General features: G+C 66.9%; 22 protein-coding genes. 9 read left to right on the top strand and 13 right to left on the bottom strand.

Annotated elements, in window-relative coordinates; translation table 11 throughout:
- Window positions 1–15: 15 nt before the first annotated feature.
- The 3 genes from gndA to G6N27_RS04560 all read right to left on the bottom strand — a co-directional run bounded on the left by gndA (window position 16) and on the right by G6N27_RS04560 (window position 2,978).
- Complete coding sequence (gene gndA, locus G6N27_RS04550; RefSeq protein WP_163775273.1) at window positions 16–1,473, bottom strand: NADP-dependent phosphogluconate dehydrogenase; 1,458 nt, start codon at window positions 1,471–1,473, stop codon at window positions 16–18.
- Between the two features lie 117 nt (window positions 1,474–1,590).
- Window positions 1,591–2,544, bottom strand: a complete 954-nt coding sequence (locus G6N27_RS04555; protein ID WP_163775274.1) for a M56 family metallopeptidase — start codon at window positions 2,542–2,544, stop codon at window positions 1,591–1,593.
- Window positions 2,545–2,558: 14 nt separating this feature from the next.
- Window positions 2,559–2,978, bottom strand: coding sequence for a BlaI/MecI/CopY family transcriptional regulator (locus tag G6N27_RS04560; RefSeq protein WP_163775275.1), 420 nt, complete (start codon window positions 2,976–2,978; stop codon window positions 2,559–2,561).
- A 140-nt stretch (window positions 2,979–3,118) separates the two neighbouring features.
- Here G6N27_RS04560 and G6N27_RS04565 point away from each other — a divergent pair, with 140 nt between their 5' ends.
- Window positions 3,119–3,904 (top strand): iron reductase, encoded by a 786-nt coding sequence (locus G6N27_RS04565; protein WP_163775276.1) that lies wholly within the window; start codon window positions 3,119–3,121, stop codon window positions 3,902–3,904.
- A 110-nt stretch (window positions 3,905–4,014) separates the two neighbouring features.
- On the opposite strand, the gene G6N27_RS04570 is transcribed toward G6N27_RS04565, so the two are convergent.
- Together G6N27_RS04570 and G6N27_RS04575 are read right to left on the bottom strand one after the other, a co-directional pair.
- Window positions 4,015–4,827, bottom strand: coding sequence for a phthiotriol/phenolphthiotriol dimycocerosates methyltransferase (locus tag G6N27_RS04570; protein ID WP_232064859.1), 813 nt, complete (start codon window positions 4,825–4,827; stop codon window positions 4,015–4,017).
- Window positions 4,828–4,843: 16 nt separating this feature from the next.
- On the bottom strand, window positions 4,844–6,223 hold the full coding sequence (locus G6N27_RS04575) for a cytochrome P450 (RefSeq protein ID WP_163775277.1): 1,380 nt from the start codon (window positions 6,221–6,223) through the stop codon (window positions 4,844–4,846).
- Window positions 6,224–6,380: 157 nt separating this feature from the next.
- Between G6N27_RS04575 and G6N27_RS04580 the strand changes: the two genes are divergently transcribed.
- Window positions 6,381–6,779 carry a PaaI family thioesterase gene (locus G6N27_RS04580; protein WP_163775278.1) on the top strand — a complete coding sequence of 133 codons (399 nt, stop codon included), beginning with the start codon at window positions 6,381–6,383 and terminating at the stop codon, window positions 6,777–6,779.
- Here the strand turns inward: G6N27_RS04580 and G6N27_RS04585 are convergent.
- From G6N27_RS04585 to G6N27_RS04595, 3 genes are all read right to left on the bottom strand, one after another.
- Window positions 6,776–8,161 (bottom strand): NAD(P)/FAD-dependent oxidoreductase, encoded by a 1,386-nt coding sequence (locus G6N27_RS04585; protein ID WP_163775279.1) that lies wholly within the window; start codon window positions 8,159–8,161, stop codon window positions 6,776–6,778. The two genes, G6N27_RS04580 and G6N27_RS04585, sit on opposite strands and share 4 nt — an antisense overlap.
- 130 nt (window positions 8,162–8,291) lie before the next feature.
- On the bottom strand, window positions 8,292–9,197 hold the full coding sequence (locus tag G6N27_RS04590) for an LLM class F420-dependent oxidoreductase (protein WP_163775280.1): 906 nt from the start codon (window positions 9,195–9,197) through the stop codon (window positions 8,292–8,294).
- Between the two features lie 57 nt (window positions 9,198–9,254).
- Window positions 9,255–9,932 (bottom strand): SDR family oxidoreductase, encoded by a 678-nt coding sequence (locus G6N27_RS04595; protein WP_163781333.1) that lies wholly within the window; start codon window positions 9,930–9,932, stop codon window positions 9,255–9,257.
- Between the two features lie 278 nt (window positions 9,933–10,210).
- Here G6N27_RS04595 and modA point away from each other — a divergent pair, with 278 nt between their 5' ends.
- The 4 genes from modA (at window position 10,211) to G6N27_RS04615 (ending at window position 13,760) form a co-directional block, all read left to right on the top strand.
- The gene (modA, locus tag G6N27_RS04600) at window positions 10,211–10,963 is read left to right on the top strand and encodes a molybdate ABC transporter substrate-binding protein (RefSeq protein WP_163781335.1); all 753 of its coding nucleotides are present in this window, start codon (window positions 10,211–10,213) and stop codon (window positions 10,961–10,963) included.
- Between the two features lie 201 nt (window positions 10,964–11,164).
- On the top strand, window positions 11,165–12,292 hold the full coding sequence (locus G6N27_RS04605; RefSeq protein WP_163775281.1) for an alanine and proline-rich secreted protein Apa: 1,128 nt from the start codon (window positions 11,165–11,167) through the stop codon (window positions 12,290–12,292).
- A 107-nt stretch (window positions 12,293–12,399) separates the two neighbouring features.
- Window positions 12,400–12,708: a GlsB/YeaQ/YmgE family stress response membrane protein gene (locus tag G6N27_RS04610; RefSeq protein WP_163775282.1), complete on the top strand. Its 309-nt coding sequence runs from the start codon at window positions 12,400–12,402 to the stop codon at window positions 12,706–12,708.
- A gap of 50 nt (window positions 12,709–12,758) precedes the next feature.
- On the top strand, window positions 12,759–13,760 hold the full coding sequence (locus G6N27_RS04615) for a zinc-binding alcohol dehydrogenase family protein (protein ID WP_163781337.1): 1,002 nt from the start codon (window positions 12,759–12,761) through the stop codon (window positions 13,758–13,760).
- A gap of 6 nt (window positions 13,761–13,766) precedes the next feature.
- Here the strand turns inward: G6N27_RS04615 and G6N27_RS04620 are convergent, their stop codons facing one another.
- Complete coding sequence (locus G6N27_RS04620) at window positions 13,767–14,531, bottom strand: CPBP family intramembrane glutamic endopeptidase (RefSeq protein WP_163775283.1); 765 nt, start codon at window positions 14,529–14,531, stop codon at window positions 13,767–13,769.
- Window positions 14,532–14,598: 67 nt separating this feature from the next.
- Between G6N27_RS04620 and G6N27_RS04625 the strand changes: the two genes are divergently transcribed.
- The 3 genes from G6N27_RS04625 (at window position 14,599) to G6N27_RS04635 (ending at window position 20,733) form a co-directional block, all read left to right on the top strand.
- Window positions 14,599–17,064, top strand: a complete 2,466-nt coding sequence (locus tag G6N27_RS04625) for a CaiB/BaiF CoA transferase family protein (protein WP_163775284.1) — start codon at window positions 14,599–14,601, stop codon at window positions 17,062–17,064.
- Window positions 17,064–18,551: an acetyl-CoA acetyltransferase gene (locus G6N27_RS04630; protein WP_163775285.1), complete on the top strand. Its 1,488-nt coding sequence runs from the start codon at window positions 17,064–17,066 to the stop codon at window positions 18,549–18,551. Before G6N27_RS04625 ends, G6N27_RS04630 begins: the two co-directional genes overlap by 1 nt.
- Window positions 18,552–18,639: 88 nt before the next feature.
- Window positions 18,640–20,733, top strand: coding sequence for an NAD-dependent epimerase/dehydratase family protein (locus tag G6N27_RS04635; protein WP_163775286.1), 2,094 nt, complete (start codon window positions 18,640–18,642; stop codon window positions 20,731–20,733).
- Here G6N27_RS04635 and G6N27_RS04640 read toward each other — a convergent pair.
- The 4 genes from G6N27_RS04640 to G6N27_RS04655 are packed head-to-tail and all read right to left on the bottom strand — an operon-like array spanning window position 20,726 to window position 23,411.
- Window positions 20,726–21,955: an NAD(P)/FAD-dependent oxidoreductase gene (locus G6N27_RS04640; protein WP_163775287.1), complete on the bottom strand. Its 1,230-nt coding sequence runs from the start codon at window positions 21,953–21,955 to the stop codon at window positions 20,726–20,728. The two genes, G6N27_RS04635 and G6N27_RS04640, sit on opposite strands and share 8 nt — an antisense overlap.
- Window positions 21,956–22,008: 53 nt before the next feature.
- On the bottom strand, window positions 22,009–22,644 hold the full coding sequence (locus G6N27_RS04645; protein WP_163775288.1) for an HhH-GDP family DNA glycosylase: 636 nt from the start codon (window positions 22,642–22,644) through the stop codon (window positions 22,009–22,011).
- A gap of 42 nt (window positions 22,645–22,686) precedes the next feature.
- Window positions 22,687–23,019 carry a TfoX/Sxy family protein gene (locus G6N27_RS04650; RefSeq protein ID WP_163775289.1) on the bottom strand — a complete coding sequence of 111 codons (333 nt, stop codon included), beginning with the start codon at window positions 23,017–23,019 and terminating at the stop codon, window positions 22,687–22,689.
- 2 nt (window positions 23,020–23,021) lie between these two features.
- Window positions 23,022–23,411: a nitroreductase/quinone reductase family protein gene (locus G6N27_RS04655; protein WP_163775290.1), complete on the bottom strand. Its 390-nt coding sequence runs from the start codon at window positions 23,409–23,411 to the stop codon at window positions 23,022–23,024.
- Between the last annotated feature and the right edge of the window lie 7 nt (window positions 23,412–23,418).

The raw sequence follows: 23,418 nt of genomic DNA on the forward strand, positions 1-23,418 counted from the left end.
CTCGCGCGGTTGCGGCTATGCCGGCACCTCGGAACGGTCGCCACCCCACAGTGTGTGGAACTTCTTGCTTGCGTCCTCATCGATCCGTCCATAGGTATGTGCACCGAAAAAGTCCCGCAGCCCCTGGGTGAGCGCGGCAGGCAATCGCTCGGTGCGCAGCGCGTCGTAATACGACAGCGCCGACGCGAAGCCCGGGATCGGGATACCCAATTGGGTGGCCGTCACCACGACGCGACGCCAACTGTCGACGGCTGACTCGATGGCGCTGCGGAAATACGGCGCGGCGATCAACGTGGGCAGGTCGGGGTTCTCGTCGAACGCTTCCTTGATCCGGTTGAGGAACTTGGCCCGGATGATGCAGCCGCCACGCCAGATGGTCGCCATGTCGCCCGGCGTGATGCCCCAGTCGTATTCGGCGCTGCCCGCCTGGATCTGGTTGAAGCCCTGCGCGTAGGCAATGATCTTCGACGCGTACAGGGCCTTACTGACGTCGTCGACGAATTGCTCTGCATCGCTTGGCTTCTCGCCTAGATGGCCGGATGCCAGTCCGGTGGTCGCCTTGCGCTGGGCCACCGACCCCGACAGCGCGCGGGCGAACACCGCCTCGGCGATACCGGTGACCGGGATCCCGAGGTCCAGCGCGGACTTCACCGTCCAGCGGCCGGTGCCCTTCTGTTCGGCCTCGTCGACGATGACGTCTACGAGCGGCTTGCCGGTCTTGGCGTCGGTCTGGCGCAGCACCTCCGCGGTGATCTCGATCAGGAAGCTGTCCAGGTCGCCCCGGTTCCATTCGGCGAAGACGTCGGCGATCTCGGGTGCGCTCTTGCCGAGCCCGTCACGCAGCAGCTGGTAGGCCTCACCGATGAGCTGCATGTCGGAGTATTCGATGCCGTTGTGCACCATTTTGACGAAGTGTCCGGCGCCGTCAGGACCGATGTGCGTGCAGCAGGGGACACCGTCGACGTGTGCCGAGATCTCCTCCAGCAGGGGGCCGAGCGACTTGTAGGACTCGGCCGGTCCGCCCGGCATGATCGACGGTCCATTCAGCGCGCCCTCTTCGCCGCCGGAGATGCCGGCCCCGACGAAGTGCAGTCCACGCTCGCGCATCGCCTTTTCGCGGCGGATGGTGTCGGTGTAGAGCGCGTTGCCGCCGTCGATGATGATGTCGCCGTCCTCCATCGCGTCGGCGAGTTCGTTGATGACAGCGTCGGTGGGGTCACCGGCCTTGACCATGATGATCACCCGGCGCGGCTTCTCCAGCGCATCCAGGAATTCCGCGATGGTCTCCGACCTGACGAAATTGCCTTCGCCGCCATGCTCTTTGAGCAGCGCATCGGTCTTGGCGATGGAACGGTTGTGCAATGCCACCGTGTAGCCGTGATGGGCGAAATTGCGAGCGAGGTTCGAGCCCATCACCGCCAAACCCGTGACGCCGATCTGCGCGGTGCCAGTCTTCGATTCCGACGAGCTCATCTCTTCGCCTCTCGCGTGCGTCACTGTTATGCCGGCCTTGCCCCGAACACTGTGGCACAGCGGGATCGGGCTATCTGCAAAGTATCGCCAAAGCGCTGCGGCTGCCGGTTTGCCGGGTTAGACGGCGGTGAACAACCGGTGCAGTTCGGTGAGCCAGGGAATCGCCAGCGCCAGGGTGGGCACCACCAGCACCGCCGCCGCGGCGAGGTAGGCCGCCGTCGACACCATCCAGCTGTTGCCGCCGCCTGACAGCCGGCGTACCCGCAGCAGCGTGTGCGCGCCGCCGGCGGCCAGTGCACCCAGCGGCGCCTGGCCCGACGCGCACGTCACCAGGGCCCGGGCCAGGGGAGCGCGGCCGGCCACCCGGACCGCGGCATCATCGGCCAACAGCTCGGCCAGTAGCTGCACGGCGTCCAAAGCGCTTGCGCTGCGGACGAATCGGGGAAATGCCGCGTGAGCGGCGGTGAACGCTTCCAGGACCAGATCGTGACGGGCCCGCAGGTGGGCGCGCTCGTGGCTCAGGATCGCCGAGACCTCGGCGTCGGTCAGCGATTCCAGCGTGCCCTCGCTGACCACCACCCGGCCACGGACGCCGGGCAGGCAGTAGGCCAGCGGCTGCGCCACCTCAAGCACGCGAAGGTTGCGGCCGCGGGCGCATGCTCGCACCGAAACCGCATCGGCCGACAGTCCCAGCAGGTCGACCAGCATGCGGTGGTGGGCGCGTCGCCGGCGCGTCGCGACCGCCACCCGGATCACGGCGACCGCCAGACGGGCGCCGATGAGCAACGTCAGCGCCAACACCGCGACGTCCAGGATCCACAGCGGCCAGCCGAGCCGGCCGATCTCTGCGGCGGGGCTGGCGGTCGGTCGCCCGTCGGCACCGGGGACGAACAGTCGGCTGGCGATCGCGATGCCGGCGCTGAACGCCGACAACACCGCAGCCACGGCGATCGCCTGCCACAACACCATCGCGGCCCGGGGTGCGCGCAGCGGCCAGGCCGCCCGCGCCAGCAGTGCCGGTACCGGGCCGACCAGCATCACCGCGAGAATGGTGAAGGCCAGCCCGGACATGGTCCTAGTCTCTCTCAGCCCTCGGACCGCGCGCCACCAGGCGGCGCGCTGCTGCGCTGACTACATTCCAACTCGTCGAGCGCACGTCGCAGCGCCTCAGCCTCGTCGGCGCCGACTCGCTCGACGAAGTGCACCAGCGCGGCCTGCCTGCTTCCGGAATCGGACGCCTGATCCAGCGCGTCGACCATCAGCCCGGCGACGAGTTCGTCGCGTCCGTGCACCGGCGCATAGCGATGCGCGCGATCGTCGCGGATTTGCGACACCAAGTTCTTCTTGGCCAGTCGCTGCAGTACGGTCATCACCGTCGTGTAGGCCAGGTCGCGGTGCTCGGACAGCGCTTCGTGCACCTGGCGCACGGTTTGCGGGTGAGGAGTGGACCACAAGTGATCCATTACCGCACGCTCGAGGTCCCCTAGGCGCGTCAACTTAGCCATGCTTGATCATCTCCTGTGCAATGCCGCCAGCGTACTCGCGATTACTACCGTCTGTCGTATCCGCTGCCCGTTGGGTGTGAACGCCCTCACAGCACTTGACCGGCAATATGGTTAGGCTAACCTCACAAAAGGAGGTGCCTGTGACGACCCTTATCGACGATCCGCTGATCGCGGCGATGTCCATCGAGCGTGTGCTGCCACTGCACGAGTCGAGTCGGCGGCTTCGCGAGCTGTATCCGCAATGCCCCCGGGTCTACGGCGTCGCGGTGGTGGGCGACGTCTCGATCCGCCGGTGGTGGCCGCTGGAATCGGCCGTCCGGACCGATCGGTTGCAGGCGATGTTCGACGCCGCGACGGTCGACATGGACCGACGAAGCGCCGCAAGGCAATTGGTGGCAACGCTGGTGCACACCGTGATCGGCCGGGTGGTCGCGCTGCTCGTGCTCGAGGCACGAGCATGGGACACCGGCCTGGAGAACCTCTGGGTACACGTGGACTCAGACGGTGTCATCGACTGGGCCGCGGTCGTCGACCCAACGGTGCGGGTACTGCCCGACGATCCCGTCGGCGACGGATCGGTGTGCCTGCCGAGCGAGGCCGCGCTGGCCACCTGGGTGGCCCACCGCTGCCATCGCACGCTGGAAGCGCTGTTTGCCAAGCTGCACGACGTCAGCGGCGGGGCGATGTCGATCGCGGCGATGTGGCAGATCGTCGGCGCGATGGTGGTGGCGACGGCGACTCAGGTGCCACAACTGGGCGGCGCCGACGAATTGTTGGCGATGCGTCGCGGTCAGGCGGTGCTGGACGCGCTGGTCGGCTTCGGGCTACCGGTTCGGGGCCGGTCGGTCGCTCGCGCGCGCAGGCGGGCAACCTCTTGCGATATTAGGGCAGCCTTGCCTATTCTGTTGGCATCGAGCGACACATGACCGCGACGGCGTCCTGAGGGCTGCAGTGACCCCCGGTCTTCTCGATACGGCGAGCCCCGTGCATTACGCACGGGGCTCGCCTGTTTCTGGCTATGGGGTTGTCCCTCGGGTCAGTCCTTGACGAAGTTGTACATCCGATAGGACAGCCTTCCGCGCTGCAACTCCTTGTACATCAACGTCCCCGGTGCGCCGGCGAACAGACGAGCGAAGGGCTGCAAGAACTTTGGCACCCGGCGGCCGACCAGGTCGAGGTACTTGTGTGAGTTGTTGTCCAGCCCGCGGAGCACGTCGGCGTTGATCTCCCGCTTGGACACCATCCGCAACGGCAGACCGGCGAGTGCGGCGTCCCAGGCGTCGTATTCGAGGAAGCCGCGGAAGTCGACGTAGAGGAAGTGTCCGCCCGGCCGCAGCACCCGCACCATTTCGGAGAGGAAACGGTCGAAATGCGGGTAGGCATGTGACGCTTCGACATTGAGGACCGCGTCGAACGACTCGTCCGGAAAAGGCAGGGCTTCGGCGTCGCCGTGTACGAAATCCAGCCCCGGGATGTTGTGTCGCTTTTTCGCGAATTTGACACCGTCCGGATTGAAGTCGAGCCCGGTGTAGGACGCGGGGTGCAGCGTCTTCATGATGTACGCACCGCCGCCGCCGTGACCGCAGCTCGGTTCCAGCACCTTCTTGCCGCTCAGATCCACCTGCGTCGCGGTGCGGTGATAGAGCTGGATGCAATACCGGTTTTTCTCGTCGGCAGGGTCAAGCGGCAGCGCCATCGGCGGGTCTTCTTCGTAACCCCAGTTGAGGAAGACGACGTCGTCCTCGTCCCACTTGCGGGTGACGTAGGGATACCAATATTTGTTCATGGCCTTCTTGAACCATGAATAACTACCGATGGGCTTGACGTACTGCCTCAGGGTGCTCGTCACAAGCGGCCAGTATGCCCTACGCCCGACCGGAATCGGCCAGCGCCGCAGCGTCGGAATTGCTTGATGCGCGGTTCGCGCGCCGGTAGACCACCGCGCGTGCGCCCTTGCCGGGCACCGTCGCCACGCCGCGCCAGTACGCGCGCTCGCCAGGCTCATCGGTTGGCACGAAACGGAATTCGCGCAACACAGTGCGCAGCACGATGTCGGACTCCATGTTGGCGAACGCCGCGCCGACGCAGCGGTTCACGCCGCCGCCGAACGGAATCCACGCGGTCGGCTTCGCGCTGGTGCCCATGTAGCGGTCCGGGTTGAACACTGCCGCGTCCGGGAAGTCCGCTTCGGAGTCGTGGGCCAGTTTGATGCTGACGATGATGTTGGTTCCTTCGGGAAGAACCCAGTCGCCCAACCGGATTCGCGTCTTTGTACGCCGCGTCGTGCCGTCCAGAACCGGCCGGGTGCGCTGCACCTCCCAGATGACGGCCTGCCGGTACTCAGATCCCCCGGCGTCGACCTCGTCGGTCAGTCGGGAGAGCACGCCCGGGTGGCGGCGCAGCCGCTCGAATGCCCAGGCGAGCGACGACGCGGTGGTCTCGTGGCCGGAGCCCAGCAAGGTCAGCAGCTCGTCGGTGATGTGCTGGTCCGAAATCGGCTCGCCGTCGTCGTAGCGCGCCTGCAACAGCAGCGCAAGCACATCTTTGCGCTCATCGAGCGCCGGGTCGGCCCGAGCCTCTGCGATCAGCTCGGCGATGACGGCGTCGAAGCGGCGCCGCTTCTTCATGTACCGCCCCCACGGACTCCACGGCCCGAGGTCACGCCGCATGATCGGCGGGCACACCACCAGAAGCGAGCCCAGCGTGACCATCGCGGGCACCGTCTCGCGAAGCTCGTCCAATTTCGGGCCCTCGGCACCGAACACTGCCCGCAGGATCGCGCCGACAGTTATCCGCAGCATCGGCTCGAGCGTTTCGAACTCTTTACCCTCGGGCCACGTCGCGATCTCGCGGATCGCCTCTTCTTCGATGATGCTTTCGTAGCTGCGCATCCGCTTGCCGTGGAACGGCGGTGCGAGCAGTTTGCGGCGCTCGCGGTGCTGGTCGCCGGCAAGGCTGAATGTCGAGCCGGGACCGAACGCCTCGCCGATTGAACCGGCGCCCGACGGCGGGCGCTCCAGCAGATCGGTGCCGGTGGTGAACAGATCCTTCGCCAAGACCGGGTCGCTGATCACCACCGCATGGTTATTGCGGGGCAGGTTGACTCTGACCACGTCGCTGCCGTACCGACGGCCCAAATTCGCGAACATCGCGTGGTTCTGCACCAGGAACTTGATGGTCTGCAGAACCTTGGGGGTCCTGGGACCCGGCGGCAGACAAACAGGCTCCGTTGTCGCCGTCGCCATGTCGTCCCTTCCACGTCTCGGCACCCAGAGGTTTCCGCTGCCCCGGACTCACCCTAGCGGTAGCCGATATGGGCCGCATGAAAGTCCGTTACCTCGGACATGTCGTCGGGGTACCGGACATAACTGCAGTCTCCCGGGCAGTGTAGATACTGAGGCTATGCAGCTGATGCCCGATGCGCCATTCGATGAGCAACTGGGCCTGACGTTCACCGAGATCACTCCGGACCGAACTCTGGCTCATATCGACGTCCAACCAAAGTTGTTGCAGCCGATGGGCATCGTGCACGGCGGGGTGTACTGCGCGATGGTCGAGAGCATGGCCAGCGTCGCCGCCTACACGTGGCTGAGCGTCAACGGCGGCGGCTCGGTTGTCGGCGTCAACAACAACACCGATTTCCTGCGTGCGATCAGCACCGGCACGGTGTATGGCGTGGCCACACCGGTACACCGCGGGCGACGTCAGCAGCTGTGGCTGGTCACCATCACCGACTCCGACGAGCGGTTGGTCGCTCGCGGCCAGGTGCGCCTGCAGAACCTCGAAGCGGATCCTGCCTAACTCGCGGCTTTCGCCGTCTCGCCTTCGTGAGCCTCGGCGGCAAGTACCGCGAGCTGTTCCAGGCGCGTCCGGGCGAAGGCCTGCTGTTCGGTGATCGTCAGCTGTCCACGCCGCGTGCTGAGGAAGGTCACGATCCATGACAGCAGCGTGCTCACTTTGGTTTTGAACCCGACGAGATAGACCAGGTGCAGCACCAGCCACGCCAACCAGGCGATGAAGCCGCTGAATTCCAACGGCCCGATCTTGGCCACCGCGGAAAACCGCGAGACCGTGGCCATCGAACCTTTGTCGAAGTACTGGAACGGTTCGCGGTCTGCCGGTTTTGCGCCGGCGAGTTCCGCTTTGATCGTGCCGGCAACATATTTGGCGCCCTGGATGGCTCCCTGCGCGACCCCGGGCACGCCGTCGACGGCAGCCATGTCACCGACGACGAACACGTTGGGATAGCCCGGCACCGACAGGTCGGGCAACACCTTCACCCGTCCCGCTCGGTCGAGTTCCACGCCAGATTGCCGGGCCAGATCGCGACCCAATGGGCTGGCGGAGACTCCCGCCGACCACACCTTGCAGGCCGATTCGATCCGACGGATGCTGCCGTCAGGGTCCTTGACCGTGATGCCGTCACGATCGACATCGGTCACCATCGCGTCGAGTTGGATTTCGACGCCCATCTTCTCCAGCCGCGCTGCCGCCCTCTTGCCGAGCTTGTCGCCGAATGGCGGCAGTACCGCCGGAGCGGCGTCCAGCAGGATCACCCGTGCCCTGGTCGAGTCGATGTGCCGGAACGCGCCTTTCAACGTGTAGTCGGCGAGTTCGGCGATCTGGCCCGCCATTTCGACGCCGGTAGGCCCGGCGCCGACGACGGTGAACGTCAGCAACTTTTTGCGACGCTCCGGATCGTTGGAGCGTTCGGCGGCTTCGAACGCACTAAGAATGCGGCCGCGCAGTTCCAGCGCGTCGTCGATGGACTTCATGCCGGGCGCGAATTCGGCGAATTGGTCGTTGCCGAAGTAAGACTGGCCGGCGCCCGCCGCAACGATCAAGCTGTCGAAGGGGGTGTCGTAGGTATGGCCGAGCAGATCCGACACCACGACGCTTCGCGCTAGATCGATATGCGTGACGTCACCGAGCAGCACCTGAACGTTGCGCTGCCTGCGCAGGATGACGCGGGTGGTCGGGGCGATCTCGCCCTCGGAGATGATCCCGGTGGCCACCTGATAGAGCAGCGGCTGGAACAGGTGGTGGGTGGTGCGGGCGATCAACTTGATGTCGACGTCGGCCCGCTTGAGTTTCTTGACCGCGTTCAGCCCGCCGAACCCGGATCCAATCACCACGACCCGATGCTTGCGGACGGGTGCAGTGTTGTCGGATTGGGCGTTCATGGGTTTGTGGCTCCTCAGCGGCGACTGGGTTCTCTTCTACCGTACCCGCCCGGACCTGCAATTATTGACGTTACGGGCGTGTGATCGCCCACATTCGAAGTATCGAATGTGATGCGTCTCGCCGAGCCGATCAGAGACCGACGAACGGCCGCAGCGCGTCACCGACCGCGGCGATGACGCCGGGCGTATAGGCCGGCATGTTGATGATGACGCCGTCGATTCCCGCATCGAACACCCTGGCCTGCACCTGTTCGGCAATGTGCTTGGCGCCCCCTGCGACCATTCGCCCGCTCTTCTTTGCCGGATCGGCGTTCTCGTCGAGCATCACGGTCAACAGCACGCTGGTCTCCAGCGTGGAGCGATCGCGTCCGATCTCGTCGCAGCGCTTGGCGAGAGCGTCGAGCTTGCCTGGCAGCTCGTCCAAGCCGGCGATGATGTTGAGGTGGTCGGCGTAACGCGCCGCGATGGCAAAGGTCTTCTTTTCGCCGCCGCCACCGATCATGACCGGGATGCGATCGCGAAAGCGCGGTTCGGCGAGCGCCGACTCGGTGGTGTACCACTTGCCGGAAAACGTCGATCGTTCGCCCTTGATCATCGGGTCGAGGATCTGCAGCGCTTCTTCCAGCCGTTCGAATCGCTCGGTGAAGGTGCCGAACTCGAAGCCGAGTTGTTGGTGCTCGAGTTCGAACCAGCCGGCTCCGATGCCCAGGATCGCCCGGCCGGCACTCACGACGTCCAGCGTGGTGATCGCCTTGGCCAGCAGGGTCGGATTGCGATAGGTGTTGCCGGTCACCAAGGTGCCCAGCTGAACTCGCTCGGTCGCCGTCGCCAGTGCGCCGAGAGCGGTGTAGGCCTCGATCATCGGTTGATCGGGGGAGCCCAGCATCGGCAGTTGGTAGAAGTGGTCCATCACGAAAACCGAGTCGAAACCCGCAGATTCGGCTTCGCGAGCCTGCGCGATGACAGTCGGGAAAAGCTGCTCGACGCCGGTGCCGTAGGAGAAGTTGGGTATCTGAAAGCCAAGGCGGATGGTCACGAGATCAACCCTAGTGACCCGATGGCAGCCGCGGACCCAGCCGAAGCGACTTACGCGTTATGCGAACTGCGTCAGCGCCCCGTGGCTGACGTGCAGCATCTGGCCGGTGATGTGGCGGGCAGCGGAACTGGTCAGGAACAGCGCCATCCTGGCGACCTCGTCCGCTACCGACGGCGGAGTGTTGGAAAGGCCCTCATACCCTGGCTGCGCACTGCGCCCGGTGGCAATCGCGTTGATGGTGATGCCGCGGGTGCCGTAGGCCTTCGCCTGGCCGGCGACCCAGTTCGCGAGCGCGGCCTTGACGGCGGCCTCAGCGCTTCCCGGGCGGGGGTTCTCGGGCACGACGCTGATGATCGATCCGCCCGAGCGCAAGTGGTCGCCGACCGTTTCGACCGCCAGCACCGCCGACAGCAGAGTGTCGTCGAGCGAGTTACGGTACGCAGCAGCCAGATCCGACAGCGAGTACGCGCGCGGATCACCCGAGTCCCAGCGGGGCGCCGGAATGTTGACGATGGTGTCGAGGTGGTGCGGGAATAGGTGGCGGACCTGCGCAAGACCGGCAGGGTCGGTGGTGTCGCAGACAATGGCGTCCGCATCGATTTCCTTGGCGGCCACTTCGAGATCGTCGCGGCGCGCGCCGACCAGGGTGATCGAGTGGCCGTCGTTGTGAAACTCCTCAGCAACGGCGCGACCCAATTCGGTGTCGCCTCCGGTGATCAGTACCTCCACCGCTATGACCTCCTCGTATTCAACGCTGAATCCAGGTTCCGGCCGTTTGCTCGCACCGCGGCTTCCGTCTCGAGCAACGATCATCCGATGCTTCGATGGTGACATACCGCAACGCCGGCCCCTGGGATTTCAGGGCGTGTATGGCCTTAACCTTTTGCCATGTTACTGGACAGTAGCTAGAGATGAAACTCCGAATCCGGCACGGCGTGGTCACCGTTTGGACAACTCTGGACACCGTGACGTCTCGACCGGGGTCAGCATGGAGACGGGCAGCGGTCGGGTTGATGTCGCTGACGATGGTGACCAGCGTGGGCGGTTGCGCCCACAAGGCACCGTCGCCGCAAACCCCGAGCCATTCGCCGACCGCGTCGGTCATGGTATTCGCCGCGGTTCCGCTGAAGGCGGCCTTCACGCTGCTGGCCGGGAAGTTCCAAACCGACAACCCCGGCGCCGCAGTGGATTTCAACTTCGCGACGTCGTCGCAGCTGGCGAACAAGCTAACCCAGGGCGCCACCGCCGACGTCTTTGCCTCGGCGGACAGCGCGCAGATGGACACCGTGGTCAAGGCTGGTCTGACAGGAAGCGATCCGGTCAATTTCGCCACCAACACGCTGGTGATTGTCACCGCACCGGGTGATCCCAAGCAGATCCATTCGTTCGCCGATCTCGCGAAACCGGGTCTGCGCGTCGCGGTGTGTCAATCACCGGTGCCGTGCGGCGTTGCGACCCAGCTGATTGAGGACCACAGCGGGGTGCAGCTCAACCCGGCAAGTGAGGAGTCGACGGTGTCTGCGGTGTTGACGAAGGTCACCGGCGGCGAGGCCGATGCCGGTCTGGTCTACCTCAGCGATGCTCGCAAGGCCGGCGAGGCCGTCGATACGGTCAACTTCCCGGAGTCGACGAGTGCGGTGACGGTCTATCCGATCGCGATCCTCAAGCACGCGTCCCAGCCGGCGCTCGCGCAGAAGTTCGTCGACCTGGTCACCGGTCCGACCGGAGAGAAGGTGCTCAGCCAGGCCGGATTCGCCAATCCGTGAGGACCGTTTCGCGGCTGCACTCCAGACGCGCCCGGCGACGGTCACGATGCCGTCTCGGCATTGCGCCCGCCGACTCGCGGTCGTCGACCCGGTGAACTGCGCCGATGCCGGTAGCGAGTGCACTGACCCGGACGGCAAAGTAATCACTTTGTCAGCAAACCACCCTTGCGTCACGGCTGTAACACGGTAGGTTTTTTGCTCATGGACCAGGTGGACCGAAACTCACAACGGCCCAGAAACCGCTGGCTGGGCGCCATCGCCGCGATCGGCTGCGTCGGCGCCTTCGCGCTCGCCGTGCCGGCCACAGCAGGCGCCGATCCTGCGCCGCCACCCCCGCCGCCCGGCGGTCCGGTCGCACCCGCTCCTGTCGCACCCGGTCCTGCCGCCCCTGCAACCCCCGACGCCGCACCCGGCCCGTCAGGTCCCGCCGCCGCACCTCCGGCCGCCAACCCGGTCGCAGCGCCACCAGGAGCCGACCCCAATGCGCCGGCCCCGCCCGCGACCGACCCGGCCGCGCCCCAGCCCGGACGGGTCGACAACCCCGTCGGAGGGTTCAGCTACGTCGTGCCCGGCGGATGGGTGGAATCCGACGCCACCCACCTCGACTACGGTTCGGCGCTGCTCAGCAAGATCACCGGGGCGCCCAGCCCGGGCCAGCCACCGCCGGTGGCCAACGACACCCGCGTCGTGCTCGGCAAGCTGGACCAGAAGCTGTACGCCAGCGCCGAAGCCGACAGCACCAAGGCCGCTACGCGACTGGCATCAGACATGGGCGAATTCTTCATGCCCTACCCGGGCACCCGGATCAACCAGGAGACCACGGCCCTCAACGCCAACGGCATGTCCGGGGGTGCGTCGTTCTACGAGGTGAAGTTCAGCGACGCCACCAAACCGAGCGGCCAGATCTGGGCCGGAGTCGTCGGTCCGTCGGGCCCGAACGTGCCGCCGGCGGCAGCGAACCAGCGCTGGTTCGTGGTGTGGCTGGGCACCGGGAACGACCCGGTGGACAAGGCAGGCGCGAAGACGCTGGCCGAGTCCGTCCTTCCGCTGCTGGCGCCGGGAGCTCCGGCGCCTGCCCCGGGTGCACCGGCCCCCGCACCGCCACCAGGCGCACCAGCGCCAGCACCGCCACCGGGCGCACCGGCACCAGGCGCGCCAGCTCCAGCACCGGGCGCACCAGCACCGGCACCGGCACCGGCGCCGGGTGCACCCGGCCCGGCTGCGCCTGCTCCAGGCGCACCCCCATCGCCTGCTCCGCCGCCACCGCCGCCCGGACAGCCAGCCGGCGGAAACGGTTCCGCGCCGACGCAGGGGCCGGTCTCGACCTAACGGCGCGGCCGGACATCCCGAATTAGACGCATGGGTAATTACGCGAAGTGGGTATACCGGGTTGACAATTCAGCAGCGGGCTTAGCCGGCTAACCAAGGAGGTCCCGATGAATCTCATGGCAGCGACCGAATACCTCGCGATAGCTACGCCGACGGCAGTCGGTTGGATCGGCTACATCATCATCGGCGGCATTGCCGGCTGGCTCGCCAGCAAAGTCGTTGAAGGCACCGGCTCGGGCATTCTGCTGGACATCGTCGTCGGCGTCATCGGCGGCTTCCTCGGCGGATTCTTGCTCACCAAGCTCGGCTTCGACGTGGCAAGTGGTCGCCACTGGTTCACCTTCTTCACTGCGTTCCTCGGGGCCGTGATCCTGCTCTTCATCGTTCGGTTGGTACGCGGCGTCGGCCACCGCTAACCGGTTGCGGCCGCAGCTGTCTGGATGAGCCGGTGGCGATACCCAAGACCATGAACGCATGGCGCGTGCGCCGGCCCGGTCCGATGAGCAGCGACCCGCTGGAGCACGTCAGCGCCCAGGTGCCGAGGCCGGGGCCGTCGGAGCTGTTGGTCGCAGTGCGCGCGTGCGGCGTCTGCCGCACCGATCTGCACGTCACCGAGGGCGACCTTCCGGTACACCGGGACCGTGTGACGCCCGGACACGAGGTGGTCGGAGAGGTTGTCGAGGTCGGCGCCGACGCCGGCGATGCGTTCAGCGTCGGCGACCGGGTTGGGATCGCATGGCTGCGGCATACCTGCGGGGAGTGCACCTACTGCCGGCGTGGCGACGAGAATTTGTGCCCGAAATCCCGCTACACCGGGTGGGACGCCGACGGCGGGTATGCCGAATTCGCCACCGTGCCAGCGGCGTTCGCGCATCGTCTGCCGGACGGCTACAGCGACACCGAGTTGGCGCCGTTGCTGTGTGCGGGCATCATCGGTTACCGCTCGCTGGTGCGCGCCGCGCTTCCGCCCGGCGGCCGGCTGGGTCTGTACGGGTTCGGCGGTAGCGCGCACATCACCGCCCAGGTCGCGCTGGCCCAGGGCGCCGAGGTGCACGTGATGACGCGTGGCGCCGACGCCAGGGAGTTGGCGCTCGGGTTGGGAGCGGCCTCGGCGCAAGGTGCCGCTGATCCGCCGCCGGTGCCGCTCGATGCCGCGATCCTGTTCGCACCCGTCGGCGATCTGGTGCTGCCGGCGCTGGAGGCTCTGGACCGTGGCGGCACGCTGGCGATCGCCGGGATTCACCTGAGCGACATTCCCGTCCTGAACTATCAGCGCCATCTCTTCCAGGAGCGTCAGGTCCGCTCGGTGACGTCCAACAACCGCGCCGACGCTCGCGCTTTCCTCGACTTCGTTGCCGAGCACCACGTCTCGGTGACCACGCCGGAATATCCGCTCAGCCAAGCCGATCGGGCCTTGTCAGATCTCAGCGCCGGCCGCATCGCCGGCGCGGCGGTCCTGCTGCCCTGACGCCGATCAGCCCGACAGGTGCCAGACCAGAGCCGCCGCCACGGCGCCGACGCCGTTGAGCGACCAGTGCAGCGCGATCGGCGCGAGCAGGCTGCCGCTGCGTCGACGTAGCCAGCTGAACACGAACCCGGCCGCCGCGGTCGCGAGCACCGCCAGGGTGACCCCGGCCAGCATGCCGAAGACGCCGCCTCCGAACAGTCGGGTGAAGCCCACATTGCTGCTCGTCAAGCCCAGCGACGTCGCGATGTGCCACAGCCCGAACAGCAGCGAACCGGCGATGGCGACGCCCCGAAATCCCCACGCCCGGTTCAATGTGCCGTGCAGCACGCCGCGAAACGCCAACTCCTCGGGTATGACGGTCTGCAGCGGAATGATGATCATCGAGGCCAGCAGCGCACCGGAGATCGACGCGTAGTGGCTGTTCATGAACATCGGCCGGGTCAGCGGCAGCAGAGCACCCACCGCGACCACCGCGACCACCAGCCCCACCGCGCCGACCGCGTAGGCGGCGCCGGATTTCCAGTGCTCGCGGCCAAGGCCGAGTTCGACCCAACCCAGACCGGTAAATCGCAGCCACGCGACCAGGCCGATCGCCGCGGCGGGGATCGTCACGACGGCGGCCCACGGGGTGGTGAAGTGCGCGATCAGATTCGCCCACGCCAGCACCACGACGACCACCGCGACCTCGACGCGGACCCGGAATTGGTGCAGCGCCGAGAGCTGCGCGACGACCGGGTGCGGTTCCGCCGCGGCGCTCTCATAGCCAGACATCTCTCCAGGCTACCGGCGGCGTCGAGGCAGGCGTCCGGAGTTGACACCTGCCAACTACGCTGACCTGATGCCTGACGACGCCGCCCACGGGCTTCTGACGTCGCTGCGGGTTCTCGATTTGTCCAGCGACGACGGCGACGCGGTGACCCGGCTGCTTGCCGATCTCGGCGCCGACGTGCTGAAGGTCGAACCGCCGGGAGGCAGCCCGTCGCGCACCACGGCCCCGACGCTGCGCGGCCTCAGCCTCCGGTTCGCCTTGCACAACGCGAACAAGCGCAGCACGGTCCTCGACCCTGCAGACCCGGCCGACCGGGAACGGTTGATCGGGCTCGCCGGTGACGCCGACATCGTCGTCGACAGCGGTATTCCCGGTCAGGCCGCGGCCTACGGAACCTCGTGTGAAGACTTGGCCGACCGGTTCCCGCGACTGGTCGCACTGTCGGTCACCGACTTCGGCAGAACCGGGCCGCGGTCAACCTGGCGGGCAACCGATCCGGTGCTCTACGCGTTGTCGGGAGCGCTGTCACGATCGGGCCCGACCGCCGGGACGCCGGTCTCGCCACCGGACGGCATCGCCTCGGCTACCGCCGCCGTACAGGCCGCCTGGACCGCGCTGGTCGCTTACTACCACCGATTGCGTTGTGGCACAGGCGATTATATCGACTTCTCTCGATTCGAGGCGGTCGTGATGGCGCTCGACCCCGCGTTCGGTGCACACGGGCAGGCCGCCGCGGGTGTCCGTCACCCCAATCGGTGGCGCGGGCGGCCCAGAAACCAGGACGCCTACCCGATCTATCCCTGCCGGGACGGCTACGTCCGGCTCTGCGTGATGTCGCCGCGCCAGTGGCACGGGCTGCGGCGCTGGCTGGGGGAGCCCGACGAGTTCGGAGACCCGAAGTACGACGTGATCGCCGCTCGTTTCGCCGCCTGGCCCAAAATCGGTGTGCTGATCGAGCGGTTGTTCGCCGACCAGACCATGCAGGCGTTGGTCTCGGCCGGTCAGGCGCACGGTGTACCGATCTCGGCCGTACTGGCTCCGACGCAGATCCTGGCCTCCGAGCATTTCGAAGCGGTCGGCGCCGTCGCCGACGTCGAGATCGTGCCCGGGGTGCACAGCCGCGTGCCGACGGGCTACTACGCAGTCGACGGTCGGCACGTCGGCTTCCGAGCGGCCGCCCCGGCCGCCGGTGACCACGCGGCGCGGTGGCTGGCGGAGCCGGCCAACCTCAACGCCGCCGGCACATCCGGTCGGCGTCCATTCGACGGGCTGCGCATCGTCGACCTCGGCGTGATCGTCGCCGGCGGCGAACTCAGTCGCCTGTTCGGCGACTTCGGCGCCGAGGTGATCAAAGTCGAAAGCGCCGCCTACCCCGACGGACTTCGGCAGGCCAGGGTCGGCGACGCGATGAGCGAATCGTTCGCCTGGACACATCGCAACAACCTCGCGCTCGGCCTGGATCTGCGCAGCGACGCGGGCAAGCGGGTGTTCAGCCGGCTGGTCGCCGACGCCGACGCGGTGTTCGCCAACTTCAAACCGGGAACGCTTGCTGCTCTTGGCTTTCCATATGACACGTTGCGGCAGCTCAATCCCCGGATCGTCCTCGCGGAAAGCAGCGCGTTCGGCGACAGCGGGCCGTGGAGCAACCGGCTGGGCTACGGACCGCTGGTGCGCGCCACCGCGGGCGTCAGCATGCTCTGGACGGACGAGCAGTCCGAGCAGTCCCCACCGGACCAATCGAATGACGGTTCGCGGCACCGGTTCTACGACGCGACCACGGTCTTTCCCGACCACGTCGTCGGCCGGATCACCGCGATCGGCGCATTGGCGGCGTTGATCCACCGCGACCGGACCGGCAGCGCCGCCCGCGTGCAGGTTTCGCAGGCCGAGGCCGTCGTCAATCAACTCGATGCCCGGTATGTCGTCGACACCGTGCGCGCCGACGGTCATCCCGAACTACGGGACGACATCAGCATTCACGCCGTCGTGCCATGCGCCGGCGACGACGAGTGGTGCGCGATCTCGATCCGCACCGACGACGAATGGCGCTGCGCCACAGCGGTGTTCGGGTTGCCCGCACTGGCCGACGAGGCACGGTTTGCGACCGGCGAGGCGCGACGGGCCAACCGGGCCGACATGCTGGCGCAGGTCTCGGCGTGGACGTCGGTACGGACGCCGGTCCAGGTGGCCGGAGCCCTGCAGTCGGTGGGCGTGCCCGCGGGTCAGATGAATCGGCCACCCGACGTTCTGGAAGACCCGCAGATACGCGAGCGAAAGCTGTACGCCGACATGCGCCATCCACTGTTCGACCACCCACTGCCGGCCGAAACCGGCCCGGCGCCGTTTCGCCACATTCCGCCCGCGCCGCAACGGCCGGCGCCGCTGCCCGGACAGGACACCCGCGAGATCTGTCACAAGATTCTCGGCATGACCAGCGACGAGACCGAGCAACTGATCGCCGACGGCGTGCTCTTCGCATCCACCGACACCGCCCCTAGCATTCGCCTGGCGCCCAACCGCGGAAGGTTTTCTTGATGCCCCCCAACCCGAGAACGCCGGTGCTGGTCGGCTACGGCCAGATCAATTACCGCCAGGAGGCGAACGGGCAGGACGACAACCCGGAACCGGTCGATCTGATGGCCGAGGCCGCCCGCGCGGCCGCCGATGCACGCGTCCTCGAAGCCGTCGACTCCGTCCGGGTGGTCAACCTGCTCTCGGCGCGCTACCGCGATCCCGGCCTGCTACTCGGGCAGCGCATCGGCGCTGACAATCCGGCGACCCGGTACAGCGGCATCGGAGGCAATGTGCCGCAGACGCTGGTCAACCGGGCCTGTGCGGACATTCAACATGGACGCGCGGACGTCGTTCTGGTTGCCGGCGCCGAAATGTGGCGAACCAGAATGCAATTGCGCGCCAGCGGCCGACGGCTCGGCTACACCGAGCAGGACGAGTCGGTTCCGCTGCCCGAAGGCAGCGACGAGAACGTGCCGATGGCCGGGGCCGCCGAAGACCGCATCGGCCTGGACCGCCCGTCGTTCATCTACCCGATGTTCGAGCAGGCATTGCGGATCAGCACGGGGGAGTCCAGCGACGACCACCGCAAGCGCATCGGCGAATTGTGGGCGCGGTTCAACGAGGTCGCAGTCGCCAACCCGCATGCTTGGATCCGTAAACCGGTTGCTGCCGAAGACATTTGGCAGCAGGGCCCGACGAACCGGATGGTCAGCTGGCCCTACACCAAGCTGATGAACTCCAACAACATGGTCGACCAGTCCGCCGCGTTGATCCTCACGTCGGTGGAGGCCGCGACCCGGCTGAAGATCCCCGCCGAACGCTGGGTGTACCCGTACGCCGGCACCGACTCGCACGACACCTACGCGATCAGCGAGCGTGCCGAACTGCACCGTTCGCCGGCAATCCGGATCGGCGGCACGCGGGCACTGGAGTTGGCCGGGCTGGGTATCGACGACGTGGACCACGTCGACTTGTACTCATGCTTTCCGTCCGCGGTCCAGGTCGCCGCGGCCGAACTCGGACTGCTGGTGGACGACCCGGCCCGACCGCTGACCGTCACGGGCGGCCTGACGTTCGCCGGCGGCCCGTGGAGCAACTACGTCGCGCACTCGATCGCGACGATGGCAGAGTTGCTGGTGGCCAACCCCGGCCACCGGGGCCTGATCACCGCCAACGGCGGCTATCTGACCAAGCACAGCTTCGGCGTGTACGGCACCGAGCCACCGTCGACGGAATTCCGTTGGGAGGACACCCAATCCGAGGTCGACCGGGAGCCGACCCGGACAGCAGCGGTCGAGTGGGAAGGCGTGGGCACCGTGGAGGCCTGGACCACGCCGTTCGACCGGGATGGCCAGCCGGAGAAGACATTCCTGGCGGTGCGCACGCCCGACGGCCGTCGCACCTTGGCGTTGATCAACGACCAGGCGACAGCCGCGGACACGGTGCGCGACGACATCGGCGAAGCCGAGGTGACCGTGCACGCCGACGGTTCCGCAACCTTATTGTGACCCAACCGGGTTAGCTGAAAGCTACCTGTGAACCGGCCCGCGCGATTATTGTCAACTAGTCAACTAGACGCCGTGGAGGTGCTCGGGCGTGCGGATCCTGCTGACCGGCGTCACCGGCCTGCTCGGGCGCGCCGTGGCCCGGCAGCTGGTCGCCGCCGGCCATACGGTCACCGGCATCGCGGCCGAGCCGCATGAATCCCTGCATCCCGACGTCGACTTTGTTCGTGGCTCACTCGTCGACCCGGTGCTGCAGCAACTGGCCGACGCGTCCGAGGTCGTCCTGCACCTTGCCCCGATCGAGGCCGCCGCGCCGGGCAGCGCGGGGATCAACGGTCTGGTGCACGTCGCGCATGCGGCGGCCCGCGCCGGCTCCCGGCTGATCTGCCTGTCACAGTCAGCCGGTCAACCCACGCTCTACGGACAGGCCGAGACGCTGGTGGCCTCCGGGTGGGCGCCCAGCGTGGTGGTGCGGATAGCACCGCTGATGGGCCGCCAGCTCGACTGGATGATCTGCCGCACAGTCGGCAGCCTGTTGGCGAGCAAGAATCCGGCTCAGCCGCTTCGGCTGCTGCATTTCGACGACCTGCTGCGCTTCCTGGTGCATGCGGTGGCCACCAACCGCAGCGGCGTGGTCGACCTCGCGGCTCCGGACACCGTCGATATCGGCGCTGCGCGTCGACTGCTGCGCTCGGCCGATCAGCGACCCCGATTGGCTCGGCTCCCATGCTGGCACCACCTGACGCCCGACTTCGACGATGCAGCGGCGGCGGAGTCGTGGCAGTTTGAATTCGGCTGGCGGGCAAGCGATGCGGTCGCCGACACCACCCGCGGCCTGGTCGGCCGCCGGGTCGATACCCGGGGTGCGGCGGATCTGGCCGGTCATCTGCCACTGCCGGTCGAGGTTGCGCCGCGAGCCAGGCCGTCGGACGGCGCACTGTTGTCGGCTGCTGGAAGCGACGGGCAGGAGGGTGAGTTCGACGACCGCATCGACCCGCGCTTCCCGGTGTTCAGTGCGGCGACGGTAGCCGAGGCGCTGCCCGGCCCGCTGACACCGATGACGCTTGACGTCCAGCTCTCCGGTCTGCGAGCCGCTACCAGGGCGATGAGTCTGGTGATGAGCCCCGGCGATGCGCTGGCCGACGAATGGGGGAGTCGGGCGATCGCCGTGTTCAGTCACCAGCCCTACATCGGTGTTTCGGCGAACGTTCTTGCCGCGGAGCAGTTGCCCGGCTGGAACGCCGACGAGGTCAGACGGGCATCGCTCGGCGGCTCGCACGTCGAGGCGCTGTGGCCGCTCGGCCGCCCGCGGTCGGCTGGCCGCGTGCTCGGGTCGGCCGCCAAAGCCGTTGTCGCCAAACGAGCCTTGGCGTTGCTACGCCATCTCAAGGCCGACACCCAGGCATACGTCGCGGCGGCCGCGGCCGAACATCTGTCTGCGGTGCAACTGATGTCGAAATCCGACGCCGAATTGCAGGTACGGGTTCGGTTGCTGCGGGACAGGATTCATCAGGGTTGGCGGCTAACCGGGCTGTGGCTGATCGACAATGGCGTCACCGCGGCGACGGTGGAGCGCACCGGCGTGCACATCGGCGTCGCCGGAGTGGGCGCGTTGCTGCACAGCGACGCCATCGAAGCCAAGACCGCGTCGCTGGCCGGGCTGATCCATAACGATGCGCAGTTGTGCGCGTTGGCATTAGACCGCGACCTCGACGGCGTCACCGCCATGTCGGGCACCATCGGCGCCGCGTTCACGTCCGCGGTCAGCCGGATCGGGCACCGCGGCCCCGGTGAGGTCGAGCTGGCGAACCTGATGTTCGGCGACGATCCAGCGATGCTGCTGGCTGCCGCCGGACACGCCGCAACCGATGTGCCGCAGCCGGTGAAACCGGCCGGATCGGAGGCGAAGCTGTCCGAGCGGATGGCGGCGAGCACCCGCGCGTCTCGCGAACTCGCCTACGACACGACCATCAGATTCACCCATGAGCTACGAACGACGTTGCGAGAGTTGGGCTCTCGATTAGAGGACGCAGAACTCATCGACGTTGCCGGCGAGGTGTTCTACCTCACCTGCGACGAGGCGGTCACCCCACCGTCGGATGCGCGACTGCGGATCAAGCGTCGTCGCGACGAACGCGAACGGTTCCAGACTCTGCGTCCGCCCACCGTCGTCACGGTCAACTGACGGCGTCGCCCAACGGCTTTTCGGTATCGACCAATGCGTTGAGATTCACCTTGTTCTTCGACCGGATCAGGTTCTTGATGTCGTCGAGCACATCCCAGACGTTGACGTTCATGCCGGCCAGCACCCGGTTTTCGCCGTCCAGCCAGAAGGCCACGAATTCGCGGCCCTCGACGTCGCCGCGGAACACCACCCGATCGCAGTTCGGCGCGTAACCGACGTACTCCATGCCGAGGTCGTACTGGTCGGTGAAAAAATACGGCAGCTCTTTGTATTTCGCGTCTTCGCCGAGCATCCCCGCGACTGCGACGGCCGGCTGATTCAGCGCGTTGGCCCAGTGTTCGGTGCGGATGCGCTCGTCGAACAACGGATGCTCGGCCGCGGCGATGTCACCCACCGCATAGATGTCGGGGTTGCTGGTGCGCAACGACGAGTCGACCAGCACCCCGCCGTCACCGGTCGACAGGCCGGCATCCTCGGCGAGTTCGATGTTGGGCTGCGCACCGACGGCGACCAGCACGCGGTCGGCGGTGACCGTCGACCCGTCGCCCAATCGCAAACCGGTGGCCTTGCCGTCGGTCGTGATGATCTCCTTGACTTCGGTCTCCAGGCGCAGGTCCACACCATGGTCGCGATGCAGCGCGGCGAACACGTTGCCGACTTCTTCGCCGACCGCGCCGATCAACGGCGCCTTGGCCGTCTCGACCACGGTGACATCGATCTTGCGCTCGCGAGCACTAGCCGCAACCTCCAGGCCGATCCACCCGGCCCCGACCACCGCCAGCGACGATCCCTCGAGCAGAGCCGTATTCAGGTTCGACGCGTCGTCGTATTTCCGGAGGTAATGCACTCCGGTGGAGTCGGCACCGGGGATCGTCAGCCACCGCGGACGCGATCCACTGGCCAGCAGCAACTTGTCGTACTTCAGGCTCTCGCCTGAGACTGCGACGGTGTGAGCATTCGGGTCGATCGACAGCACCTCGGTGCCGACCCGCAAGTCGATCTTGTTGTCGCGGTACCACTGTGAGTCGTGCACGGTGAAATCGCCGAGCGACTTCTTGCCGGCAAGAAATTCTTTGGACAATGGCGGTCGCTCGTAAGGTAGGTGCTCCTCGTCGGCGAACAGCACGACTTTGCCGTCAAACCCTTTCTCGCGCAACGCTTCGGCAGCCTTGGCTCCGCCCAGTCCGCCGCCGACGATGACGAATATCTTCGAGTCGACCATGATCACTGCTCCATCCTGTCGGATTACCTTGCTCGTGCAGCCCACACAGATGGCTAGCCGGCCACCCGTTGACGTACGTCGTCGTCGAGAGTCGATCGCACCAGCGCGGCGGCCAGTCGCGCATTGGAGCGCGGGGCGAGGGCGCTGAGCTTGTCCGCATCGCCGGGCAGTCCCAGTGCCGTGGCGCCGGCCCTGGCGCGCTCGTCGAAGAAGGGCCGTGCCCACGTCCACACGTCTTGTACTTCGCGCAGGTAAATGTCGGCGCCGGTGTCACCGATTCCTTTGAACTGCTTGAGCATCCGCTTCGCGGCTTCGATGTCGTGATGACTGCGCTCGGAGATGGCGCGGAGATCACCGGCGTAATCGTCTCGCACATGCTTGGCGATATCCGTCAGCCGCGTGGCCGAACTCTCGTCGTAGCGCACATAGTGGGCGCGGCCGAACGCAGCGATCATGCTGCGTCGATCGGACGCCAGCACGGCCTTGGGAGTGCGCAGCCCGGCTTTGAACAATTCACGGGCAGCACGCATCGCGGTGGCGGCGTCGATCGGCTTACTCGCCAGCATGCAGAGCACCAGCAGCTGAAACAGCGGCATCGGTTTGTCGTCGATACGGATTCCCGTTTCTTCGGCGTAGGTGGTGCCGGCGGTCGTCAGCAACCGCCGCACCAGACGCCTGTCGGGATCCACAGAGCACGGCGTACCCGCAGCGAGGCTTCGCAAACGTCGTGATTACTTCGGCGGAAGACTGCGCGCGTAGTCGGCGCCGCGAGTCACCCAGTCGGTCAATTGCCGTTTGGTTTTCACCCCGCCGGCATCGACGCGGATCCACCCGCGAACCTCGCGTCCGCTCATCACCATCGGGCTGACGTGGCTGCGGCTCAGCAGATTCTCGGTGTCGCCCGGCGGCACCCGCACCATCAGCCCGCCCTGCCCGCTCACGGCGACGGACATATTGCCGTTGATCAGGAAGGCCAGCCCGCCGAACATCCGAATCTCGTCGACGCCGCGCACCGGGCCCAGCAGTTCCCGGACCCGGTCGGCCAGGTCGGCGTCGTACGCCATGCTCAGTCCAGGTCGACCCGGATAGTCAGCAAATCGCTGCCCATCAGCCGCACCAGCGCGCTGTTGACCCCGGGCAGGCCCTTGAGCCGCTCGTTCACGTCATCGTCGGGCAGCAGGTGAGCGGTGCCGGTGCGCCACTGGCCGTGCAGCCGCAGCCGCACCGCCGGATTGGCCTTGATGTTGAGCACGTAATGCGAGTGCTCGCCGTGCTCGGAGACCAGCCAGAACTGGTTGCCGATCAGCCGGCCCCCGATCGCGGTGCGGCGCGGCTGGCCCGACTTGCGCCCGGTGGTCTCCAGCATGGTCATCGGTGACCGACGACCAATCGGGTTGACCACCAGGCGTTGAGCGGTGTGGACGACGCGCCGTTTGAGTTGCTGCAGATCAGGCATCACCGCA

Origin of the sequence: Mycobacterium cookii (assembly GCF_010727945.1) — a bacterium.
GTDB classification, from domain to species: domain Bacteria; phylum Actinomycetota; class Actinomycetes; order Mycobacteriales; family Mycobacteriaceae; genus Mycobacterium; species Mycobacterium cookii.

What these genes read in the sequence shown, in the direction of transcription:
- G6N27_RS04640 (WP_163775287.1), bottom strand. Translation starts at nt 21,955, where the DNA reads ATGGTCGACTCGAAGATATTCGTCATCGTCGGCGGCGGACTGGGCGGA.
- G6N27_RS04580 (WP_163775278.1), top strand. Translation starts at nt 6,381, where the DNA reads ATGCAGCTGATGCCCGATGCGCCATTCGATGAGCAACTGGGCCTGACG.
- G6N27_RS04625 (WP_163775284.1), top strand. Translation starts at nt 14,599, where the DNA reads ATGCCTGACGACGCCGCCCACGGGCTTCTGACGTCGCTGCGGGTTCTC.
- G6N27_RS04650 (WP_163775289.1), bottom strand. Translation starts at nt 23,019, where the DNA reads ATGGCGTACGACGCCGACCTGGCCGACCGGGTCCGGGAACTGCTGGGC.
- G6N27_RS04615 (WP_163781337.1), top strand. Translation starts at nt 12,759, where the DNA reads ATGAACGCATGGCGCGTGCGCCGGCCCGGTCCGATGAGCAGCGACCCG.
- gndA (WP_163775273.1), bottom strand. Translation starts at nt 1,473, where the DNA reads ATGAGCTCGTCGGAATCGAAGACTGGCACCGCGCAGATCGGCGTCACG.
- G6N27_RS04605 (WP_163775281.1), top strand. Translation starts at nt 11,165, where the DNA reads ATGGACCAGGTGGACCGAAACTCACAACGGCCCAGAAACCGCTGGCTG.
- G6N27_RS04560 (WP_163775275.1), bottom strand. Translation starts at nt 2,978, where the DNA reads ATGGCTAAGTTGACGCGCCTAGGGGACCTCGAGCGTGCGGTAATGGAT.
- G6N27_RS04610 (WP_163775282.1), top strand. Translation starts at nt 12,400, where the DNA reads ATGAATCTCATGGCAGCGACCGAATACCTCGCGATAGCTACGCCGACG.
- G6N27_RS04630 (WP_163775285.1), top strand. Translation starts at nt 17,064, where the DNA reads ATGCCCCCCAACCCGAGAACGCCGGTGCTGGTCGGCTACGGCCAGATC.
- G6N27_RS04555 (WP_163775274.1), bottom strand. Translation starts at nt 2,544, where the DNA reads ATGTCCGGGCTGGCCTTCACCATTCTCGCGGTGATGCTGGTCGGCCCG.
- G6N27_RS04575 (WP_163775277.1), bottom strand. Translation starts at nt 6,223, where the DNA reads ATGGCGACGGCGACAACGGAGCCTGTTTGTCTGCCGCCGGGTCCCAGG.
- G6N27_RS04655 (WP_163775290.1), bottom strand. Translation starts at nt 23,411, where the DNA reads ATGCCTGATCTGCAGCAACTCAAACGGCGCGTCGTCCACACCGCTCAA.
- G6N27_RS04585 (WP_163775279.1), bottom strand. Translation starts at nt 8,161, where the DNA reads ATGAACGCCCAATCCGACAACACTGCACCCGTCCGCAAGCATCGGGTC.
- modA (WP_163781335.1), top strand. Translation starts at nt 10,211, where the DNA reads ATGTCGCTGACGATGGTGACCAGCGTGGGCGGTTGCGCCCACAAGGCA.
- G6N27_RS04620 (WP_163775283.1), bottom strand. Translation starts at nt 14,531, where the DNA reads ATGTCTGGCTATGAGAGCGCCGCGGCGGAACCGCACCCGGTCGTCGCG.